General features: G+C 74.2%; 13 protein-coding genes and 1 riboswitch. Of the genes, 6 read left to right on the top strand and 7 right to left on the bottom strand.

Features of this window, described 5'->3' with window-relative positions; all coding sequences use genetic code 11:
• Nucleotides 1-29 precede the first annotated feature (29 nt).
• Nucleotides 30-1,871, bottom strand: coding sequence for an adenylyl cyclase (locus tag FH609_RS02700; protein WP_193317893.1), 1,842 nt, complete (start codon nucleotides 1,869-1,871; stop codon nucleotides 30-32).
• A gap of 167 nt (nucleotides 1,872-2,038) precedes the next feature.
• Nucleotides 2,039-3,094 (bottom strand): DUF1996 domain-containing protein, encoded by a 1,056-nt coding sequence (locus tag FH609_RS02695; RefSeq protein ID WP_139667588.1) that lies wholly within the window; start codon nucleotides 3,092-3,094, stop codon nucleotides 2,039-2,041.
• A 547-nt stretch (nucleotides 3,095-3,641) separates the two neighbouring features.
• Here FH609_RS02695 and FH609_RS02690 point away from each other — a divergent pair.
• Nucleotides 3,642-4,790 carry a macrolide family glycosyltransferase gene (locus FH609_RS02690; RefSeq protein WP_139667681.1) on the top strand — a complete coding sequence of 383 codons (1,149 nt, stop codon included), beginning with the start codon at nucleotides 3,642-3,644 and terminating at the stop codon, nucleotides 4,788-4,790.
• A 72-nt stretch (nucleotides 4,791-4,862) separates the two neighbouring features.
• On the opposite strand, the gene FH609_RS02685 is transcribed toward FH609_RS02690, so the two are convergent.
• Together FH609_RS02685 and FH609_RS02680 are read right to left on the bottom strand one after the other, a co-directional pair.
• Entirely contained in the window at nucleotides 4,863-6,704 is a 1,842-nt protein-coding gene (locus FH609_RS02685; RefSeq protein ID WP_139667587.1) for a coagulation factor 5/8 type domain-containing protein, read from the bottom strand.
• 219 nt (nucleotides 6,705-6,923) lie between these two features.
• Nucleotides 6,924-9,296: a bifunctional serine/threonine-protein kinase/ABC transporter substrate-binding protein gene (locus FH609_RS02680; RefSeq protein ID WP_193317892.1), complete on the bottom strand. Its 2,373-nt coding sequence runs from the start codon at nucleotides 9,294-9,296 to the stop codon at nucleotides 6,924-6,926.
• Between the two features lie 281 nt (nucleotides 9,297-9,577).
• On the opposite strand from FH609_RS02680, the gene FH609_RS02675 reads away from it, so the two are divergent.
• Nucleotides 9,578-10,627 carry an aminotransferase class V-fold PLP-dependent enzyme gene (locus tag FH609_RS02675; RefSeq protein ID WP_139667585.1) on the top strand — a complete coding sequence of 350 codons (1,050 nt, stop codon included), beginning with the start codon at nucleotides 9,578-9,580 and terminating at the stop codon, nucleotides 10,625-10,627.
• Between the two features lie 93 nt (nucleotides 10,628-10,720).
• Here FH609_RS02675 and FH609_RS02670 read toward each other — a convergent pair whose 3' ends face one another.
• Entirely contained in the window at nucleotides 10,721-12,172 is a 1,452-nt protein-coding gene (locus FH609_RS02670) for a glycine hydroxymethyltransferase (protein WP_139667584.1), read from the bottom strand.
• A 22-nt stretch (nucleotides 12,173-12,194) separates the two neighbouring features.
• Nucleotides 12,195-12,287, bottom strand: a riboswitch (ZMP/ZTP riboswitch).
• Between the two features lie 149 nt (nucleotides 12,288-12,436).
• Between FH609_RS02670 and FH609_RS02665 the strand changes: the two genes are divergently transcribed.
• On the top strand, nucleotides 12,437-12,655 hold the full coding sequence (locus FH609_RS02665; protein WP_139667583.1) for a dodecin: 219 nt from the start codon (nucleotides 12,437-12,439) through the stop codon (nucleotides 12,653-12,655).
• A 65-nt stretch (nucleotides 12,656-12,720) separates the two neighbouring features.
• Here FH609_RS02665 and FH609_RS02660 read toward each other — a convergent pair whose 3' ends face one another.
• Entirely contained in the window at nucleotides 12,721-13,629 is a 909-nt protein-coding gene (locus FH609_RS02660) for a carbohydrate kinase family protein (RefSeq protein WP_226961353.1), read from the bottom strand.
• A 162-nt stretch (nucleotides 13,630-13,791) separates the two neighbouring features.
• Here FH609_RS02660 and FH609_RS02655 point away from each other — a divergent pair, with 162 nt between their 5' ends.
• From FH609_RS02655 to FH609_RS02645, 3 genes are all read left to right on the top strand, one after another.
• Nucleotides 13,792-14,019, top strand: coding sequence for a helix-turn-helix domain-containing protein (locus tag FH609_RS02655; protein WP_139667581.1), 228 nt, complete (start codon nucleotides 13,792-13,794; stop codon nucleotides 14,017-14,019).
• A 47-nt stretch (nucleotides 14,020-14,066) separates the two neighbouring features.
• Nucleotides 14,067-15,089, top strand: a complete 1,023-nt coding sequence (locus FH609_RS02650) for a serine hydrolase domain-containing protein (protein WP_139667580.1) — start codon at nucleotides 14,067-14,069, stop codon at nucleotides 15,087-15,089.
• A 160-nt stretch (nucleotides 15,090-15,249) separates the two neighbouring features.
• Nucleotides 15,250-15,990 carry a hypothetical protein gene (locus FH609_RS02645; protein WP_139667579.1) on the top strand — a complete coding sequence of 247 codons (741 nt, stop codon included), beginning with the start codon at nucleotides 15,250-15,252 and terminating at the stop codon, nucleotides 15,988-15,990.
• A gap of 178 nt (nucleotides 15,991-16,168) precedes the next feature.
• Here FH609_RS02645 and FH609_RS02640 read toward each other — a convergent pair whose 3' ends face one another.
• Entirely contained in the window at nucleotides 16,169-17,725 is a 1,557-nt protein-coding gene (locus FH609_RS02640) for an N-acetylmuramoyl-L-alanine amidase (RefSeq protein WP_226961352.1), read from the bottom strand.
• Between the last annotated feature and the right edge of the window lie 289 nt (nucleotides 17,726-18,014).

The following is an 18,014-nucleotide window of genomic DNA, read 5'->3' as shown; positions in this document are numbered from 1 at the left end:
CCCGCGCGGCTGCCGCGCCCGCGCTGGGCTCAGTTGCTCTCCAGATAGAAGATGCCGTCGTTCATCCCAGGGCCCGCCGGGCCACCCAGGTCGTTGATGACGTGGTTGATGATGCCGAGTTGGCCCAGCGAGACGATCACCATGCTGGTGAAGTCGATGCCGTCCCCGGCCGGGGTGGCGATGGCCCGCTCGGTGGTGATGTTGGCGTCCTCCAGCATCAGGCTGTAGACGCCGAGGCCGTAGGCGGTGTGGTTGGTGACGCCCTCGGAGACCACGTAGGCGGTCCAGCCCAGCTCGTCGCCGTTCATCCAGGCGGCCTGGTTGGGCGGGTCGTAGGGCAGCTCGCACTGGTAGAAGTACGTGCGGCCGTTGTTGCCGTTCCAGATCACCTGGTGGCCCTGGTAGTGCTCGACGAAGAGGCCGTAGCCGGTGACGTCCTCGCCGTTGACGATCAGGCCGTTGGTGGCGGGGTTGACGTCCCAGCCGATGCCGTCGCCGTGGTCGCCGCGCCAGAGCCAGATGTGGTCGATGACGGTGTCGTGGGCGTGCACCAGCAGGCTGACGTCGGCGGAGCCGGCGTGGGCGCCGCCGATCCGGCAGAAGACGTCGTGCAGGTGGATCGGGTTCTCCTGGTGGCGGGTCGATGAGCCCTCGTCGCCGACCTCGATCAGCACCTCCGAGCCGCCCTCGCCCGCGTCGACCAGGATGCCGGCGAGCTGCACGCCGTCCACGTCGGCGACCTTGATGGCGTTGACCCCGCCCTCGGGGATCAGGGTGGCCAACCCCAGGCCCAGCACGATGGTGTTGGGGTTGCTGATCTCGATGGTCTGGTCGATCCGGTAGACGCCGGGGGTGATCAGCAGGTGCTTGCCCTCGGCCAGCGCGGCGTTCATGGAGGCGGCGTCGTCGCCCTCGTGCGCCACGTGGAACTCGCTGAGCGGGATGGAGGTGCCGGGCGTCGGGCCGTTGGCCCAGGTGATGCCACGGGAGTCCTGGCGCGGGTCGGGCACGAAGACGGCGTAGTCGTCCCCGTCGAGGTAGAGGTAGGGCTTCTCCTTCACCCACGGGGTGGAGTCGACGACGGTGTGGGACGGGTTGGGGAAGTGGTGCGGCGGGGCGCCGTCGACGCCGACGAAGACCATGTTCCACACCGAGCCGGCCCACTCGCCCAGTTCGCTGTTGCGGGTCAGCCACTGCTGCTGGGAGCCGGAGACCACCCGGTCGACCTTGCTGTCGGCGAGGAAGCCGCCGCTGGCCCAGCCGTCGTAGCCGTTCCACAGCGGCATCTCGCCCCTGACGTGCAGGCGGCGGATCGGCGCGGCCTGGGAGACGGCGTAGCGGTTGTAGCCGTCCCAGGGCGTAACGGAGAGGTTCTCCGAGGCGCGCCAGAAGTTCTGGGTGGCGTTGCCGTCGAACCAGTCGGCCTCGACCCGCACCCAGCCGGTGATGTTGACGTCGTCGGGCGACTGCCCGAGCCCCGCGATGTGGGTGTAGTAGCCGATGTTGACGTCGAGGTCCTGGTAGTTGCCCGGCTTGAAGAGGAACGCGAACCGGCCCAGGCCGAACTGCGCGGTCTCCTGCTGCTGGAAGGCCGCGTTGAGGGTGGCCTGGATGTCGCCGATGGGCATCGACGGGTCGAAGACGGTGACGTTGGGGCCCAGGACCGGGTCGGCCTGGGTGATCGGGGTGCCGGAGGCCAGCTGCGCCGGGCGCCGGGCCGGGCCCTGGGACGAGGAGGAGCCGTTGGCCAGGGCGTGGGTGGCGGCGGCGGAGGACACCACGGCGGCGGCCAGACCGGCCAGGGTGGCCCGTCGGGTCACCCCGTTGGGGCGGCGGTGCTTGGGGGCGTCGGGGGACTGGGGGGTGGGCACGGGATCTCCTAGGTCGACCCGACCGTCGCAGGCCGGGGAGGGTGGGGGTCAGAAGATGACGGGGACGAACGGGGAGAGCGCTCTACGGTGGGGGTGGGGGCGGCCGGCCCGCTACCCGCGGGGCCGACCGCCGTGGGAGGCGGCGGGCCGGTCAGGGCCCGGTCGCCTCAGGGGAGTTCGTGGTTCTCGTCGAGGACGGCGCCCTCGTCGGGGTGGAACTGGTCGTAGCCCCGGGTGTCGCACTGGAGACCACCGTTGATGCAGTGCTCCACCAGCGCGGCGAGCGTGGCCTCGTCCCAGCTGTTGAAGAAGTCGTAGTGGAACGAGTACGCGGGGCCGCTGGCCAGGCGCACCTGTGAGGTGTCACCGTCGACCGGGAAGGCCATCTTGAACTCGATCATGGGAACGGCCACCGGGTGCGAGTCCGGGCAGACGTTCTGGTTGTTCTCCACCACCGGGTAGGCCATGTGGTCCTGGTGGTTCGGCGAGTCCAGGTGTTGGCCGTCCCAGCAACTCGGCGCCTGGAAGCGCACGTTCATCTGGGAGCCCTCGGGGCAGTTGGTCGGGAACGTGGTGTTCTCGTAGTCGTCCCCGCACTCCCAACCCTTGACGTAGCCGGGGTGGTTGGCGAACTCCTCCTCGGTCTGCATCGGGTTGCCGACCACGTAGCGCAGGCCGGTGGGGAAGGGCCGCACCGACTCCTGGTCCCTGATGCCGGACTTGTAGTAGATGACCTGGGGCCCGATCGGACGGACCTCCTCGTCACCGTTGTACATCGTCGGCATCCAGTACGCGGACCGGTCACCCGGCACCACGCAGCTGGTCTCGCCGGCGTCCAGCGACGCCTCGTCGGTGTAGGCGTCGGTGGTGTCGTTGCCCATGAACGTGTGGTTGTGCGACTCGCCCGGCATCCCCGGGTAGACGATGGGGTCGTCGTCGCCGGTGTGACTGACCGAGCAGTTGGCCTGGAACTCGCGGTGCTCCGCGAAGGGCGCGTCGGGGTTGGGCTCGATGCCCTCGACCGGCTCGTCCACCGGAATCCACTCGCCAGGCGGGGGTGCCATCAACATCTGGTGCGTGGAGTGGTCGGCCTCCGTCGAGGAGACGGCGGCCTGTTCACCGCTGGGTGCGGCGACGGCGCCCATGGTGCCCAGCCCGGCGGCGACGAGCGAGAGCGCGGCCGCCGCCAACGTGCCGGACAACAGGGCTGTTCTACGTACCATGCGGACCTCCGAAGTCGCTTGGTAACGGGAGAGCGCTCTCCCATCCGCAGTGTTACGTTGATGATGAGAACGTGTCAATGCTCGGTGAACGGCGGGAAGGGTCCGGAACTTTCCCGGAACCGGGGCGGGGCTGCGAGCCGGGCGCGGGCCGGAGGACAACGGTTTCTTCGCCCGGGCCGGGAAACGTTTCCCGGGGCGGCGCGGGGGGCGCACGCCGGGGGCGGGGGGCGGTAACGGGGGTGACGGCCGGTGGTGGGGGCGTCTAGGGTGGTGGGCATGATCCAGCTCCAGATCTACGGCTGACGGCCCCGGCGGGGCACGTCCCCCGCGTCCGCTCCCGCGTTTCCGCTGCGCGCGCCCGTCCTCGGCGACGGTGTGCTGACGCGCCGCCGCGCGGTCCCCCTGTCTGCCCGATCTGAGATGGTGATCACCCATGTCTTCTGCTGTGCCTTCTTCCACGACGTCCTCTGCTACGCCCTCCGGTGTGTCCTCGCCGGCCCGTTCGCCGCTCTCGCCGCGCACCACCGAGCGACCAGCCCATGTGGCCATGTTCGGCATCCCGGCGGTCAGCCATGTGCTGCCGAGCCTGGAGATCATCCGGGAGCTGGTCGCCCGTGGTCACCGGGTCAGCTATGCCAACGACCCGTTGATGGCGGAGCGGATCACGGCCACCGGCGCCGAGTTCGTTCCGTTCACGTCCCGGCTGCCGGTCGTGGACAACGACTGGCCCGAGGACCCGATCGCCGCGATGGGCCTCTTCCTGGACGACGCGATCCGGGCGCTGCCGGGGCTTCGCGCGCACTATGACGCCGATCCGGCGGACGTCTACCTCTATGACATCGCGTCCTATGCCGCCCGGGTCGTCGCCGAGGCGCAGGGCCGGCCGCTGGTGCAGCTCTCCCCCGCCTATGTGGCGTGGCGGGGCTATGAGGAGGAGGTCGCCGCCCCGCTGTGGCAGCTGCCGGGGGCCGACGCCTATCGGGAGAGGTTCTCCGCCTGGCTGGCCTCCTCCGGGGCGACCACGCTCGACATGGAGAGGTTCTCCGGTCGGCCCGAGCGCTGTCTGGCGCTGGTGCCCCGGGCCATGCAACCGCGTCTCGACGACGTGGACACCACGACCGTGACCTTCGTCGGTCCCTGCTTCGGGGACCGGCTGGGCCGGCAGGAGTGGCAACGGCCGGCCGGGGCGCGGCGGGTGCTGCTGATCTCGCTGGGCTCGGCCTACACCCGGCAGGCCGCGTTCTACCGACGCTGCGTCGAGGCCTTCGGCGGGCTGGATGGCTGGCATGTGGTGCTGGGCATCGGCCGGCACACCGACCCGGCGGAGCTGGGCGAGGTGCCGGAGAACGTCGAGGTGCACTCCTGGCTGCCGCAGCTGTCGGTGTTGGAACAGGCCGACGCGTTCGTCACCCACGCCGGGATGGGCGGCTGCTCGGAGGGCCTGGCGACGGGCACGCCGATGATCGCGGTGCCGCAGGCCGTCGACCAGTTCGCCAACGCGGACCGGCTGGTGGAGCTGGGCGTGGCGCGGCGGCTGGACACCGAGGAGGCGACGGCCGAGCGGCTGCGCGCGGCGCTGCTGGAGCTGGTCAACGACCCGGCGGTGGCCCGGCGTTCGGCCGAGCTGCGGGCGGCGGCCGCCGCCGAGGGCGGCACGGCGCGGGCGGCCGACCTGATCGAGGCCGAGGTGCGCTGAGGTCTCCACGCCGTGTCCCGGCCCGGCCGCCCTCCGGCGGCCGGGTCGGGGCTCGGCCGACGCCCGGTCCCGCTACGGGTAGGAGACGACGTAGGACTCGACGGAGCCAGGACCCGCCGGGCCGCCGGTGTCGTTGACGACGTGCTCGATGGTGCCGGTGCCGCCGCCGAGGGAGACCGCCAGCAGGTGTTCCAGGGCGACGCCCGGGGCCTGTGGCACCTCGATGCCGCGTTCGCTGACGACGCTGGGGTTGGCGTTGAAGAAGCAGTACACGCCCAGGCCCCAGGCGCGGTGGTCGGTGACGGCGTCGTTGACCTTGTAGGAGGCGAAGCCCCGGGTCGAACCGTTCATCCAGGACTCCTGGTTGGGCGGGTCGTAGGGCATTTCGCTCTGGTAGAAGTACGTGCGGCCGCGCTCGCCGTTCCAGAAGACCTGGTAGTCCTGGTAGTGCTCGACGAAGAGGCCGTAGGCGGTGACGTCGTCGCCGTTGACGATCAGGCCGTAGAGCGCGGGGTTGGTGTTCCAGCCGATGCCGGTGCCGTGGTCGCCGCGCCACAGCCAGGTGTGGTCGCAGATGACGTGGTTGCTGTTGATGGCGAGGCTGACGTCCGCGTTGCCGGCGTGCATCCCGCCGATGCGGAAGAAGACGTCGTGCAGCGAGGTGGGGTTGGCGGAGTGGTCGGCGTCGGCGCCCTCCTCGCCGACGAGCATCATCAGCGGCGAGTTCTGTTCGTTGGCGTCGATGAGGATGCCGGCGACCTTGACGCCGTCCACGTCGGCGACGGTGACGGCGGGCTGGCCGGGGGCGGGGACCAGGGTGGCCAGGCCGAGGCCGAGCACCACGGTGTCGGCGTGGCCGACCTCGATCGGCGCGTCGAGCCAGTAGATGCCGGGGGTCAGCAGGAGGTGGCGGCCCTCGGCGAGCGCCGCGTTGATCTCGGGGACGGGGGTGTCGGGGTCGGCGACCAGGAACTGCTCGACGGGGATGGACTCGCCCTCGGGGGTGGCCTGGTGCCAGGTGGTGCCGGAGGTGTCGGTGCGCAGGGCCGGGACGAAGACGTGCCAGGCTCCGGCGTCGTCCACGTGGAGGAACGGCTTCTCGCGGATCAGCGGGGTGGAGTCGACGACGGTGTAGGGCGGTTCGGGGAACTGGCCGGCCGGGGCGTTCTCCACTCCGACGAAGACCATGTTCCAGTTGGCGCCGGTCCAGGAGCCGAACTCGCTGTCCCGGGAGAGCCACTGCTGCTGGGAGCCGGAGTTGACGTCGCCCTCGACCCGGCAGTCGGCCATGAAGCCGCCGCTGGACCAGCCGCCGTCGTCCAGCACCAGGTCGCCGTTGACATGCATCCGGCGGTAGGGGGCGGCCTGGGAGACCGCCCAGCGGTCGAAGCCGTCGGGCGGGGAGACGGAGAGGTTCTCCGCGCAGCGCCAGAAGTTGTGGGTGGCGTTGCCGTCGAACCAGTCGGCCTCGACATGGACCGTGCCGTCGATGGCCACGTCGTCCGGGGAGAGGCCGAGGCCGGCGATCTGGGTGTAGTAGCCGACGTTGGCGTTGACGGCGTAGGAGCCCGGCTTGAAGAGCACGGCGTGACGGCCGGTGCCGAACTGGTCGGTCTCCATGGCGTCGAAGATGCCGTCGAGGACGGCCTGGATGTCGGCGGAGGGGGTCTCCGGTCCGAAGATGTGGACGTTGGGGCCGAGGTCGGGGTCGGCCAGCGGGCGGAGCGAGGTGCCGGCCGGCGGCCGGGCGGCGGGTCCCGCGCCGGCGGCCGTGGTGGCGGCGACGCCGACGCCGGCGGCTCCGGTCGCGACCGCGATCCCGGTGAGCAGGGTGCGGCGGGACAGCCGGCGGCCGTGGGCGGGCGGCTCGGTGGGGTCGTCGGGCCGCTGGGGCGGGCGGGGCGTGTCAGGCATGGGTGTCCTCCGGTGTGGGGCGACCGTCCACGCCGCGTTGGTGTCGCGGCGATGGGGCTGAACAGCCACCGGGCGTGATCACAGCGCAGCGGCGGGGGCGGGTCAACGGCCGGCGTCCGGTTCCGGAACCGATTCCGTGGTTCCGGGAAAGCGCTTGCGGTCAACGGGGGTTGGCGGCGGGCGTTCGGTCGACGGCGTTGGCGAGGTGAACGGGCGGGGTCAGACGGAGACCGGGCCCTCGAAGCGGAGTTGGCCGTGGTGGGCGCGGTAGAGGTAGGCCAGCGGGCCGGCGCCCGCGTAGGCGCCGGTGTCGTCGAAGGCCAACTCCCTGGCCACGCCCCGGTACTCGCTGGTGCGCAGCCGGTCCAGCAGCACGCCCCTGGTGAGGCCGCCCCGGTGTTCGACGGTCTCGCGCATCGCGGTGACCAGCAGATGGGTGGCGTCATAGGCCTCGGCCGCGTAGGGCTCGGGGTCCCAGCCGAAGCGTTCGCGGTGGGCCTGGCCGAAGGTGCGCGCCCTGGGGTCGCTGCGCGGGTCGGTGTAGGCGGCCAGGAAGTACCAGTCCTCGGGCGGCTGGCCGCTGCGCAGGAAGTACTCGGGGCCGATGGCGCGTTCGGTGCCCAGGCCGAGGCCGGCGAAGCCGGTGGTGCGCAGCGCGCGGGAGAGCCGGCCCGCGCCCTCGGCGTGGCCGCACCAGACCACGGCCTCGGTGCCGTCGCCGGTGAGTTCGGCGGCCAGGGCGGTGAAGTCGACGTCGGCGCTGTCGAGTTCCCTGGTCCGCGGGGCGAACCGCTCGCGGTCCAGGGAGCCGTTGACGGCGCGGGCGATGCGTCCGCCGTCCTCTCCGGCGGCGCGGTCGTCGAGCACGACGACGCGGCGGGCCGCGTGGGCGGCGAGCACCTCGCCGGCTGCGATGCCGGCGAGGGTGGCGGGCGGGCGGGCAAGCAGCAGGGACGGGTGCTGCCCGCCGTCGGCGGTGCCGGTCACCGAGAGGGCGAGCAGCGGGAGTTCGGCGCGGCCGTAGGTCTCGCCGACGACCGGCAGCACCGCGTCGTCGGTGGGGCCGAGGACGGCCATCACCTCGGGGTCGGCGGCCAGGGCGCGGGCGGCGTCGGCGGCCAGGGTCCGGTCGCCGGCGTCGTCGAGGGAGCGGACAGCGAGGTCGAAGGGGAGGTTGCCCAGCCGGTTCAGCTCGTCGACGGCCATGTTGAGGCCGCGCTGTTGGCCGTTGCCGGCGGTGGCGTGGGGTCCGCTGAGGTCGGCGTGCAGGCCGATGGCGCAGACGCGGCGGCCGGCGCCGGCCGGGGCCTCGGCGCCGGGGCGGGCGCGGGTCAGCAGGCCGGCGCCCGCACCGGCGAGGGCCAGCGCGCCGGCGCCGCCCAGCAGGCGGAGCGCGCGCCGGCGCCCGGGGCGTACGGGGGGCGCGGGGTGTGCGGGGACGCCCTGGGAGTGGGCGGAGGTGGTGCGGGGGTGTGTTCCTGGCGCGTTCTCGGACGCGTGCGCCGGGGCGGTCGCGCCCGGCTCCTCCCGGGAGTCCCGGTGCTCCCGGGAGTCCCGGTGCTCCCGGGACTCCCGGTGCCGCCCGCCGGATAACTCCCCCCTGCCCGCCCCTCCCCCGGCCGGCGGGCCCAACGCCCGGGCGCCGCCGGCCGGTTCGAGCGCGGGACCGGCGGGGCCGCCCGGACCTCCGGGTCCGCCGGGCCCGCCGCCCGGCCCCTGGTCGGCGCCGGTCGGCTCGTGGGACGCGGGCCTCGGCAGCGGCGCCGCGTAGCGGGCGGCGACCTCGCGGGCCAGCGGCCCCGGCAGCCAGCCGGTGCCCACCGGCGGCGCCAACTCCCGGGCCAGGTCCCGGGCCGAGGGCCGCAGCAGCGGGTCCCGGTGCAGGCAGGCGCCGACCACCTCCAGCAGTCCGCGCGGCACGTCGGCCAGCTCGGGCGGCTCGAAGGCGGCCCGGCGTAACAGCTCGCGCGGGGTGCCGTCGCCGAACGGGCCACGGCCGGTGGCGGCATAGGCCAGCAGGCAGCCCAGGGCGAAGACGTCGCTGGGCGGCCCCACCGGGATGGCGCCGCCGACGGCCTGTTCGGGCGAGAGGAACCCCGGCGGCCCGATCCGGGTGCCCGAGCCCCCGAAGCCGGTCAACCTCGGCCCGTCCAGGGTGAGTTGCACATGTCCTGGCCGGACGTCCCGGTGGCAGAGGCCGCCGGCGTGCACGGCGGCCAGCGCCTCGGCCAGCAGCGCGCCCAGCGCGCCGACGGTGCGCGGCGGCAGCGGACCGTGGCCGGCGACGGCCTCCTCCAGGGTGGGGCCGGCGACATAGGGGTAGGCCGCCCAGACCGTGCCGCCGGCGGTGTCGGCGGCGGCCACGGTGACCAGCCGGCGGGCCCGCACATGGCGGGCGGAGGCGACATCGGCCGCGAAGCGGGCGCGGAAGGCGGGGTCGAAGGCATAGGCGGGTCGGATCAGCTTGAGCGCCGCCGGCTCGCCGCGCAGCGAACAGGCGAGGTAGACCACGCCGCTGCGGCCCTCGCCGAGCCGACGCAGCAACAGATGGCTCCCGACGCGACGGGGATCGGCGGGCGTCAACTCCCGCATGGTGTCAACTCCCCCATGGCGTCCGGCTCTTGGCGGCTCTTCCCCGGTCGTCGGCGGTGCGGCGCGGAACCGCTCGCGCCCTGACCCGCCCTCCGTCGTAGCACCGTTGCCTCCCCCGTTCCCCTCCCCTGGGACCGTTCCGCAACGCACCTTAGCGTGCCCCGGCGGGCACCGGGAGTGTTCGCGCGCATCGGGTGACATCGGGGTGAAAGGGGGAATTGAGGTTGCACCCGTGCGCCGGTGAAGTGCGCCGGCGTGCGCCGGTGGGAAGACTGCGGATCATGCTGATCGACGCGCACGACGAGTTCTCCCCGGCCCCCGGCTACCTCGACACCGCCTCCCTGGGGCGGCCGCCGGCCCGTTCCGTGGCGGCGCTGGAACGGGCGGTGCGCCTGGCGGCCGAGGGCCGGCCCGACCAGGCGGCGGCCTTCCGCGCGGTGGAGGAGGCCAGAGCCTCGTTCGCCGCGCTGGTCGGGCTGGGCCCGGAGCGGGTGGCGGTCGGCAGCTCGGTGTCCGCCCATGTCGGGCTGGTCGCGGCCGCGCTCCCCGAGGGCGGTGAAGTGCTGTGCGCGCGGGGCGAGTTCAGCTCGCTGGTGACGCCGTTCGCGCTGCGCGCCGGGGTGCGGCTGCGGGAGGCGGCGCTGGCCGGGCTGGCCGAGGCGGTCGGTCCTGGGACGGTGCTGGTCGCGGTCTCCTCGGTGCAGTCGTCCGACGGGTCCCGCGCCGACCTGGCGGCGGTGACGGAGGCGGCCCGCGCCCACGGGGCGTTGACCCTGGTGGACACCACCCAGTCCACCGGCTGGCTGCCGCTCTCCGCCGACGCGTTCGACTTCACGGTGTGCGGGGCGTTCAAGTGGCTGCTCTGCCCGCGCGGCACGTCGTTCCTGACGGTGCCGGCGGACGGCGGGGGTCTGGCGCCGCTCGCCGCCGGCTGGGCGGCGGCGGCCGATCCGGCGGGCAGCGTCTACGGGCCGGTGACCGAACTGGCCACCGGCGGGCGGCGGTTCGACACCAGCCCCGCGCTCCACACGTATGTGGCGGCCGCGCCGGCGCTCGCGCTGGTGCGCGAGCTGGGGCCGGAGACGATCGGGGCGCACGACCTGCGGCTGGCCGACCGGTTCCGGGCCGGGCTCGCCGAGTTGGGCTTGCCGCCCGGGCCGGGCGGCTCGCCGATCGTCTCGGTGCCGGAGAGCGGGGAGGCGCTGGCCGCGCTGGACGCGGCCGGAGTGCGGGTGACCCGCAGGGGCGGGCGGCTGCGGTTCGCGTTCCACCTGTACAACGGGGACGCGGATGTGGACGCGGCACTGAACGCGTTCCTGCGGTCCGCCTGACGGACGCCGGGCCGGCCCGGGGCCGGCCCGGCGGGGCCGCGCGGCCCGGCGGGGGCGCGCAGCGCCCCCGCCGGGCCGCCACCGCCCGTTCGCTCAGCCGAGGTCGACCTGGGGGTAGAGCGGGTGCTTGGCGAGCAGGTCGGCGGAGCGGTCGGCGACCTCCTTGGCCACGCCCTCGGCGAGGACATACGTGGCCTTGGACGGCTTGCCGCTCTTCGCGGTGCCGGGGGTGGTGCGGCTGAGCACGGTGTCGATCAGCTCGGCGACCTCGTCGAAGCCGTCGGCGGTCAGCCCCCGGGTGGTGAGCGCGGGGGTGCCCAGGCGGATGCCGGAGGTGTACCAGGCGCCGTTGGGGTCGCGGGGGATCGCGTTCCGGTTGGTGACGATGCCGGCGTCGAGCAGGGCGCCCTCGGCCTGGCGGCCGGTGAGGCCGTAGCCGGAGACGTCCAGCAGCACCAGGTGGTTGTCGGTGCCGCCGGTGACCAGCCGGGCGCCGCGCCGGGTCAGCCCCTCGGCGAGGGACTGGGCGTTGTCCACCACGCGCTGGGCGTAGTCCTGGAACGCGGGCTGCCGGGCCTCGGCCAGGGCGACGGCCTTGGCGGCCATCACGTGCGGCAGCGGGCCGCCGAGCACCATGGGACAGCCCCGGTCCACCTGGTCGGCGAGCGAGTCGTCGCACAGCACCATGCCGCCGCGCGGGCCGCGCAGCGACTTGTGGGTGGTGGTGGTCACGATCTGGGCGTGCGGCACCGGATCGAAGTCGCCGGTGAGGACCTTGCCGGCGACGAGCCCGGCGAAGTGCGCCATGTCGACCATGAGCGTGGCGCCGACCTCGTCGGCGATCTCCCGCATGATGCGGAAGTTGACCCGGCGCGGGTAGGCGGAGTAGCCGGCGATCAGGATCAGCGGGCGGAACTCGCGGGCGGCGGCGCGTACCGCGTCGTAGTCCAGCAGGCCGGTCTCGGGGTCGGTGCCGTAGGAGCGCTGGTGGAACATCTTGCCGGAGATGTTGGGGCGGAAGCCGTGGGTGAGGTGGCCGCCGGCGTCCAGCGACATGCCCAGCATCCGCTGGTCGCCCAGCGCCTTGCGCAGCCGCTCCCAGTCCTCCTCGCCGAGGTCGTTGACCTGGCGCACGCCGGCCTGCTCCAGCGCGGGCAGTTCGACGCGCTGGGCGAGCACGGCCCAGAACGCGACGAGGTTGGCGTCGATCCCCGAGTGCGGCTGAACGTAGGCGTGTTGGGCGCCGAACAGCTCGCGGGCGTGCTCGGCGGCGATGGCCTCGACGGTGTCGACGTTGCGGCAGCCGGCGTAGAAGCGGCGGCCGATGGTGCCCTCGGCGTACTTGTCGCTGAACCAGTTCCCCATGGCGAGCAGGACGGCCGGTGAGGCGTAGTTCTCGCTGGCGATCAGCTTGAGCGAGGCGCGCTGGTCCTCCAGCTCGGCGCCGATGGCGTCGGCGATCCTGGGTTCGACGCCGCGCACCACGTCGATCGCCGTGCGGAAGGCGGCGGACTCGGGCGTGCGGGACGGGTTATCGGTGGTCACTTCGGGCCTCCTAGACAGACGTCGCGACGGCCCAGGCGCACGGCTTCACATCGCATCGCTGGGGCCGCTCCCCGATGGTTTCGCCCATCCGAACGCGCCAGTCACGGCCCGAGGCGAGACTAGCACCGCGCACCCTCGTCGCCGAAGGTCGGGCGGGGTCCCACGCTCCCGTGGCCGGGCCCGCTCCGGCCCGCTCCGGGTGCGGGTTCGGGGTGGCTGGGGCACGGTGGAGAGGGTCCGGCGGTCCAGCCACGGGAGGTCAGCGTGTCCGAGCACATCTACCGGGTGACGGAGATCGTCGGTTCCTCGCCGGACGGCGTGGACGCGGCGATCCGCAACGCGATCGAGCGGGCCTCGCGCACCCTGCGGCAGCTCGACTGGTTCGAGGTGGTGCAGGTGCGCGGCCACATCGAGGACGGGCGGCTGGCCCACTACCAGGTGGGGCTGAAGGTCGGGTTCCGGCTGGAGGACACGGGCGACTAGGCCGGTGGCCCGGGGCTCCTGACCGCCGGCCCCGACGACCGTCGGGCTCCGACGGTCGTCGGGGCCTAACGGGCCCCGGTTCCGTCGAGCTGGGCGCGGGTGGGTGGGTCGGCGCCCTCGCGGGCGCAGGTGAGGGCGGCGCAACGGGCGCAGCGGGTCAGCACGCGACGCAGTTCCTCGGGCTCGGTGGGGACGGCGCCGCGCGTCGCGAGGGCGTCGAGGAGCGCGGCCTGGAAGGCGTCGCCCGCGCCGACGGTGTCCACCACCCGCACCTCGGGCGCCGGTACCGCGATCCGGTGCGCCGGCGTGAGCCCGAACGCGCCCTGCGCGCCCCGGGTGACGACGACCAGTTCGGGGCCGAGCGCGCGCAGCGTCTCGGCGGCCTCCTCCGTGTCCTGTTCGGGGTAGAGCCAGCTCAGGTCCTCGTCGCTGGCCTTGAGCACCCGCACCTCGGCGGCCAGCCGTTCGGCGAGGGCGCGGTAGGCGGCGCGGTCGGGGCGGACGGCGGGTCGGACGTTGAGGTCGGCGACGACCATCCGGCCCAACGCGCGCTGCTGGCGGGCCAGTTCGAGGACCCGGGAGGCGCCGGGTTCGACGGCGACGGCGAGCGAGCCGGTGTGGACCACGGCAGTGTCCTCGGGCAGCGGCAGCGCGGCGGGGGTCCAGGAGGTCAGGAAGTCGTAGTGGGCGGAGCCGTTCTCGGCCAGGTAGGCCAGGGCGACGGTGGTCCTGGCCGGTCCCTCGGTGGGCAGCCGGACGACGTCGACGCCGATCGCGGCGAGGTGCTCGCCGACCAGGGCGCCGGGCGGGTCGTCGCCCCAGCTGGTGAGGAGGGTGACGGGGCGCCGGAGGCGGTGCAGGCCGACGGCGACGTTGGCGGGGCTGCCGCCGGGGACGGCGCGGGCCTCGCGAGAACCGGTCGGCCAGAGCAGATCCACCAGGGCCTCGCCCACCACGGCGACCCGAGCTGTCACGTGCCACGCTCCTCCCGGCCGGCCCGTCCATCGGGCCCGGCGTCGGCCCATCCTGTCGGCCCATCCTGGGGTGCGGACGGCGGGGCGGGCAAGTGAGGGGCGGCGGACGCCCCTCCGTCAACCGGGGTTGACGAATCCCGCGCCGTCAACCATGGTTGACGCATGACCGAGGTGGACCTCTCCCCCGTCACCGGGGCGTCCGACCCGTTGGCGGGACTGCGGCTGTCCCGACGGGCGCGCTCCGACCTGGAGCGGGCGGAGGCGGTGCTGGTGCGCCGCGCCCGCAACGACGGCGCCAGCTGGGCCGCGATCGCCGAGGCCCTGGGGGTCAGCCGCCAGGCGGTGCACAAGAAGCACGGCGGGCGCCGCCTGCTGGGCCGTTCCGACTGACCGTCACCAACACGCCAACCCGACTGCTCCCGGGGGGAGTTCCTGAGATGAACCTGACCGCGAACGCGCTGGCGGAGCTGGTCGAGGAGACGGCGCGAACGGTCGGGGCCGACCGGCCAGGGGCGGTCACCGTGGGGGCGGTGCTCGGCGAGGAGACCGCGCTGCACGGCGCGCCGCCCGACACACTCTTCGAGATCGGCTCGGTCAGCAAGACGTTCACCGCGCTGGCCCTGGCCCGGCTCGTCGTACGCGGCACGGTCGACTGGGAGACGCCGCTGGCCGCGCTGCTGCCCGAGGTGCGGGTGCCGGAGCGCGGGGGCCGGCCCGTCACATTGGGCCAACTCGCCCTGCACACCTCGGGGCTGCCCCGGCTGCCGCAGCGGCTGATGCCGCGCGGGCGGCGCGGGGCGCTCGACCCGTATGTGCGCTGCACGGCCGACGCGCTGCTGGCCGAACTCGCCGCGACCCGGCTCCGCTCCACGCCCGGCCGGAAGTTCCGCTACTCCAGCTTCGGCTCCGGCCTGCTCGGGCTGGCGCTGGCCCGGCACACCGGGCGGTCCTACGACGCGCTGATCCGGGAGGAGATCGCCGCGCCGCTGGGCATGGCGGACACCCGGGTCGAGCTGGACGAGGAGCGCGCGGCCCGGCTGGCGCGGGGCCACTCCCGCACCGGGAGGCCACGCCCGCGCTGGCACCTCGCCGACCTGGCCGGCGCCGGCGGGCTGCACGCCACGCCGGCGGACCTGCTGAAGCTGGCCCTGGCCGAACTGGGCGATGTCAGCGGCGAGTTGGGCAGGGCGGTGGCGTTGACCCACGAGACCGAGCAGCGGATCTACCGGGCGCACACCATGCGTCCCGGCTGGTACGGCACCCATCTGCCGGCCTCGCTCGGCCGGCACGCGGTGCTCTTCGCCAACGGCAGGACCGGCGGCTACCACGCGCTGCTGGCGGTGGCGCCGGCCCGGCAGGCGGCCGTGGTGGTCCTCAGCGCCAACGCCCGCTCCGTGGACCGGGCCGGCTTCGACCTGCTCGGCCGGCTCACCGTTGACCCGCTGTTGACCGGCCGTTGACCGGGTCCTGACCTGCGGGAGGGTCAGGGCGCGGCGGGCGTCAACCCGTTGGGCGTGTGGCCAAGGTCGCGGCGGGCCGGCCCCGGCCTGGGTACCGTGGGCGCGCGGCAGTGGCGTTGACGGCGCGGCCGGTGGCGGCCGGCCCTACCGAAGGAGTGGCGTGGCGACGGGCTTCACCGTGGACATAGCCGGCGCGGACGGGATGCGCACCGCCGAGTGGACGGTCGGCGAGGAGTTTCTGATCCGGCCGAACCAGCGTGGCGAGGACGCCGAACCGGCCGCCCGCGTGCGGCTGTTGGCGCCCGAGGGCCACGAGACGGCGGCGGGGCCGGCGAGCGCGCTGGCCTCGCGCCCGGTGACGGTGGCCGAGGTCGAGGAACGGCTGCGGCTGCGGGGCGGCGGGCAGCCGCACCCGGTGCTGGCGCTGACCGGCCCGGACGGCGCGGCGCTCGCGACCGTTCACCCGGAGGAACGGGTGCCCTGGCCACGGCACTTCCGGGTCGTGGACGAGCGGGACCGGCCGCTGGGTGAGATCACCCACGAGCCGGCGCGGTTCGGGCGCCGCTGCACCTGGGTGATCGACCCGGCGGACGGGAGCCCGCCCGTGGTCGGGCGCCGGGGCTCGGTCGGCGGTTGGCTGGTGTTCGCGCTGGCGTTCCCGCTCTGGCTGGTGATCTTCCTCGGCTGCCTGCTGCTGACCCTGCTGACCTTCGGGCAGGTGGCCGAGATGGTGGTCTGGGGCTATCCGCGCAGCGTGGTGTGGCGGCGGCGGGGCGCCGGGCGGGCGTTGTCGTTCGGCCATCTGCGGACCGACTACCACCACGACCCCCGGCTGCTGGACTCCCGGCTGGCGTATGCGCAGGCGGCGCTGCACTACTTCGACGTGATGCACCACGACTGAGCGGCGGCGGCCGCTCGCGCCGGCGCGCGGACGCCGGCGCGCGAACGGGCCCCCGGGGGCGTGCCCCGGGGACCCGTGGTGCGCGACGCTCCGCGTGCCGGCGTGCGCGCCGGGTTGAACGTTGGCCCGGCGCGCGCGCCGGGTTGCGCCTCGGCCCGCGCGCCGGTGTCTCGGACCGTCAGCGGCCGGCCTGGAGCGCCGCCCAGGTCTGGGGGCCGACGATGGAGTCGGCGCCGAGGCCGCGACTGCTCTGGTACTCGCGCACGGCGGCCGCCGTGTTCGGGCCGAACTGGCCGTCGATGGCGAGCGTTTCGCCCAGCGCTGCGGTCAGCGCCCGCTGGAGGCGGGAGACCGCCTCGCCCGAGCTGCCCTGGCTGAGCGTGGGCGTCGAGCCGGCCGACAGCAGCGCGGTCCAGGTGCGGGGGCCGACGACGCCGTCGGCGGTCAACCCCTTGGCGGTCTGGAAGCCCCGCACGGCCGCGCCCGTGGCAGGCCCGAACTGCCCGTCCACGGTGCCCGCGTTCTGCCCGTTCTGGTTGAGCAGGTACTGGAGCGCGGTCACCTGCGGCCCGGTGGAGCCGTCCCGCAGGGTCTGGTAGGTGGGGAAGTCCAGGGCGGGCGGGCCGGGTTCGCCCGGGTCGCCGCCGACCAGTTCCATGTAGTAGTCCCAGTCCCAGTGCGGTCCCGGGTCGGTGTGGTCGTTGCCCGGCACCTCGACATGGCCGACGATGTGCTGCCGGTCCAGCGGGATGCCGTGCTCGGCGGCGAGGTGCCGGGTGAGCGCGGCCGAGGAGCGGTACATCGCGTCGGTGAACCAGGACGGCTCGTCGACCCACCCCTCGTGCTCGATGCCGATGCTGTAGGCGTTGCCGCCCCTGGCGTGCCAGGCGGTGTCCCGGTCGCGGACGGACTGGGTGACCTCGCCGTCCGAGGAACGGATGGTGTAGTGGGCACTGACCTGGGACGCCGGGTTCTGGAACCAGGAGATCGAGCCGGCGTAGGAGCCCTGGGTCACATGGATGACCACGGTGTCGATGTCCTGCGTCCTGCCCGCCGAGTAGTTGGCCGAGTGGGCGGGCGCCCACAGGGCCGGCGGGTAGTCCTCGCTGAGCACGCCGACGTCGGCCGAGGCGTAGTCGCCGCGTTCGGGGTTGACCGTCACGGGATCGACGGCGACCGTCTCGCCGCCGTCCACGACCGCGCTGAGGCCGTCGCCGAGCAGGTCGTAGACGGTATCGGCATAGAGCCGTGCGGTGGCGTCCTGCTCGGCGCCGCCGTACAGGGCGACGACGGGGTACCAGGCGTCGAGGTCGGCCCGCTCCTCGGCGGTGAGGCCCAACTCGTCGGCATACGCGCGTAGAACGGCCGCGCCGCCCTCGATGTTGGCCGTCGTGTCGGACCGGAGTTCGGCGGCGTCGAGGCCGGTGGCCTCGGCGGCGGCGTCCAGGGTGCGGTGGGTCGGGTTGTCCACCAGGTGCATCACGCCGTAGCCACGGGCGTGGCTGGGGGCGCCGTCGTGGTCATTGAGTCGGGTCTCGCCGTAGCCGACGGCAACCAGCAGGTCGCGGGGGACCTGGTAGGCGTCGGCGGCGTCGGCGAACGCGGCGTTGATCGGGTCGGCCGCCTCGGCCGGGTCGGCCATCGCCGGCTGGGCGGCGGCGAGCAGGCCGGCGAGGGTCACGCCCGCCAGCGCCAGGGTGCCGTGCCGTCTGTGTGGGGCAGATCGTCTGAACACGCTTCTCCGTTTCGCGGTCGCGGGATGCCCGCGCCCCGGGGTCGGGCGCGTGGCGCGACCCCAGCCTTCAGCCCAAGCCATGCCCATGTCAATGACGCGCGTTGACCGGCGTGCCGCGGAACGCTCCGCTTGGCTAAGGGAACTGACGCTCGCTCAGCGCGCGCGAAGGCGTCTCCGGCGCCGGCCGGACCGGCGCCGTGCCGGGAGACGGCGGGACGCCGGCCACGCCGCTCCACATCGCCGCGCGGCCGCGCCGCCGCGCCGCCGCGCCGCGTGGGGATGCACGCGC

Source organism: Streptomyces sp. 3MP-14, assembly GCF_006334905.2.
Taxonomy (GTDB): Bacteria; Actinomycetota; Actinomycetes; order Streptomycetales; family Streptomycetaceae; genus Streptomyces; species Streptomyces triticirhizae.
Note: the sequence above shows the minus strand (reverse complement) of the source record. Positions and strands in the feature narration are given on the sequence as shown.

Excerpts from the sequence above, each read along its gene's own strand:
- FH609_RS02695 (WP_139667588.1), bottom strand. The coding sequence starts at position 3,094 with ATGGTACGTAGAACAGCCCTGTTGTCCGGCACGTTGGCGGCGGCCGCG.
- FH609_RS02690 (WP_139667681.1), top strand. The coding sequence starts at position 3,642 with ATGTTCGGCATCCCGGCGGTCAGCCATGTGCTGCCGAGCCTGGAGATC.
- FH609_RS02685 (WP_139667587.1), bottom strand. The coding sequence starts at position 6,704 with ATGCCTGACACGCCCCGCCCGCCCCAGCGGCCCGACGACCCCACCGAG.
- FH609_RS02680 (WP_193317892.1), bottom strand. The coding sequence starts at position 9,296 with ATGCGGGAGTTGACGCCCGCCGATCCCCGTCGCGTCGGGAGCCATCTG.
- FH609_RS02675 (WP_139667585.1), top strand. The coding sequence starts at position 9,578 with ATGCTGATCGACGCGCACGACGAGTTCTCCCCGGCCCCCGGCTACCTC.
- FH609_RS02655 (WP_139667581.1), top strand. The coding sequence starts at position 13,792 with ATGACCGAGGTGGACCTCTCCCCCGTCACCGGGGCGTCCGACCCGTTG.
- FH609_RS02650 (WP_139667580.1), top strand. The coding sequence starts at position 14,067 with ATGAACCTGACCGCGAACGCGCTGGCGGAGCTGGTCGAGGAGACGGCG.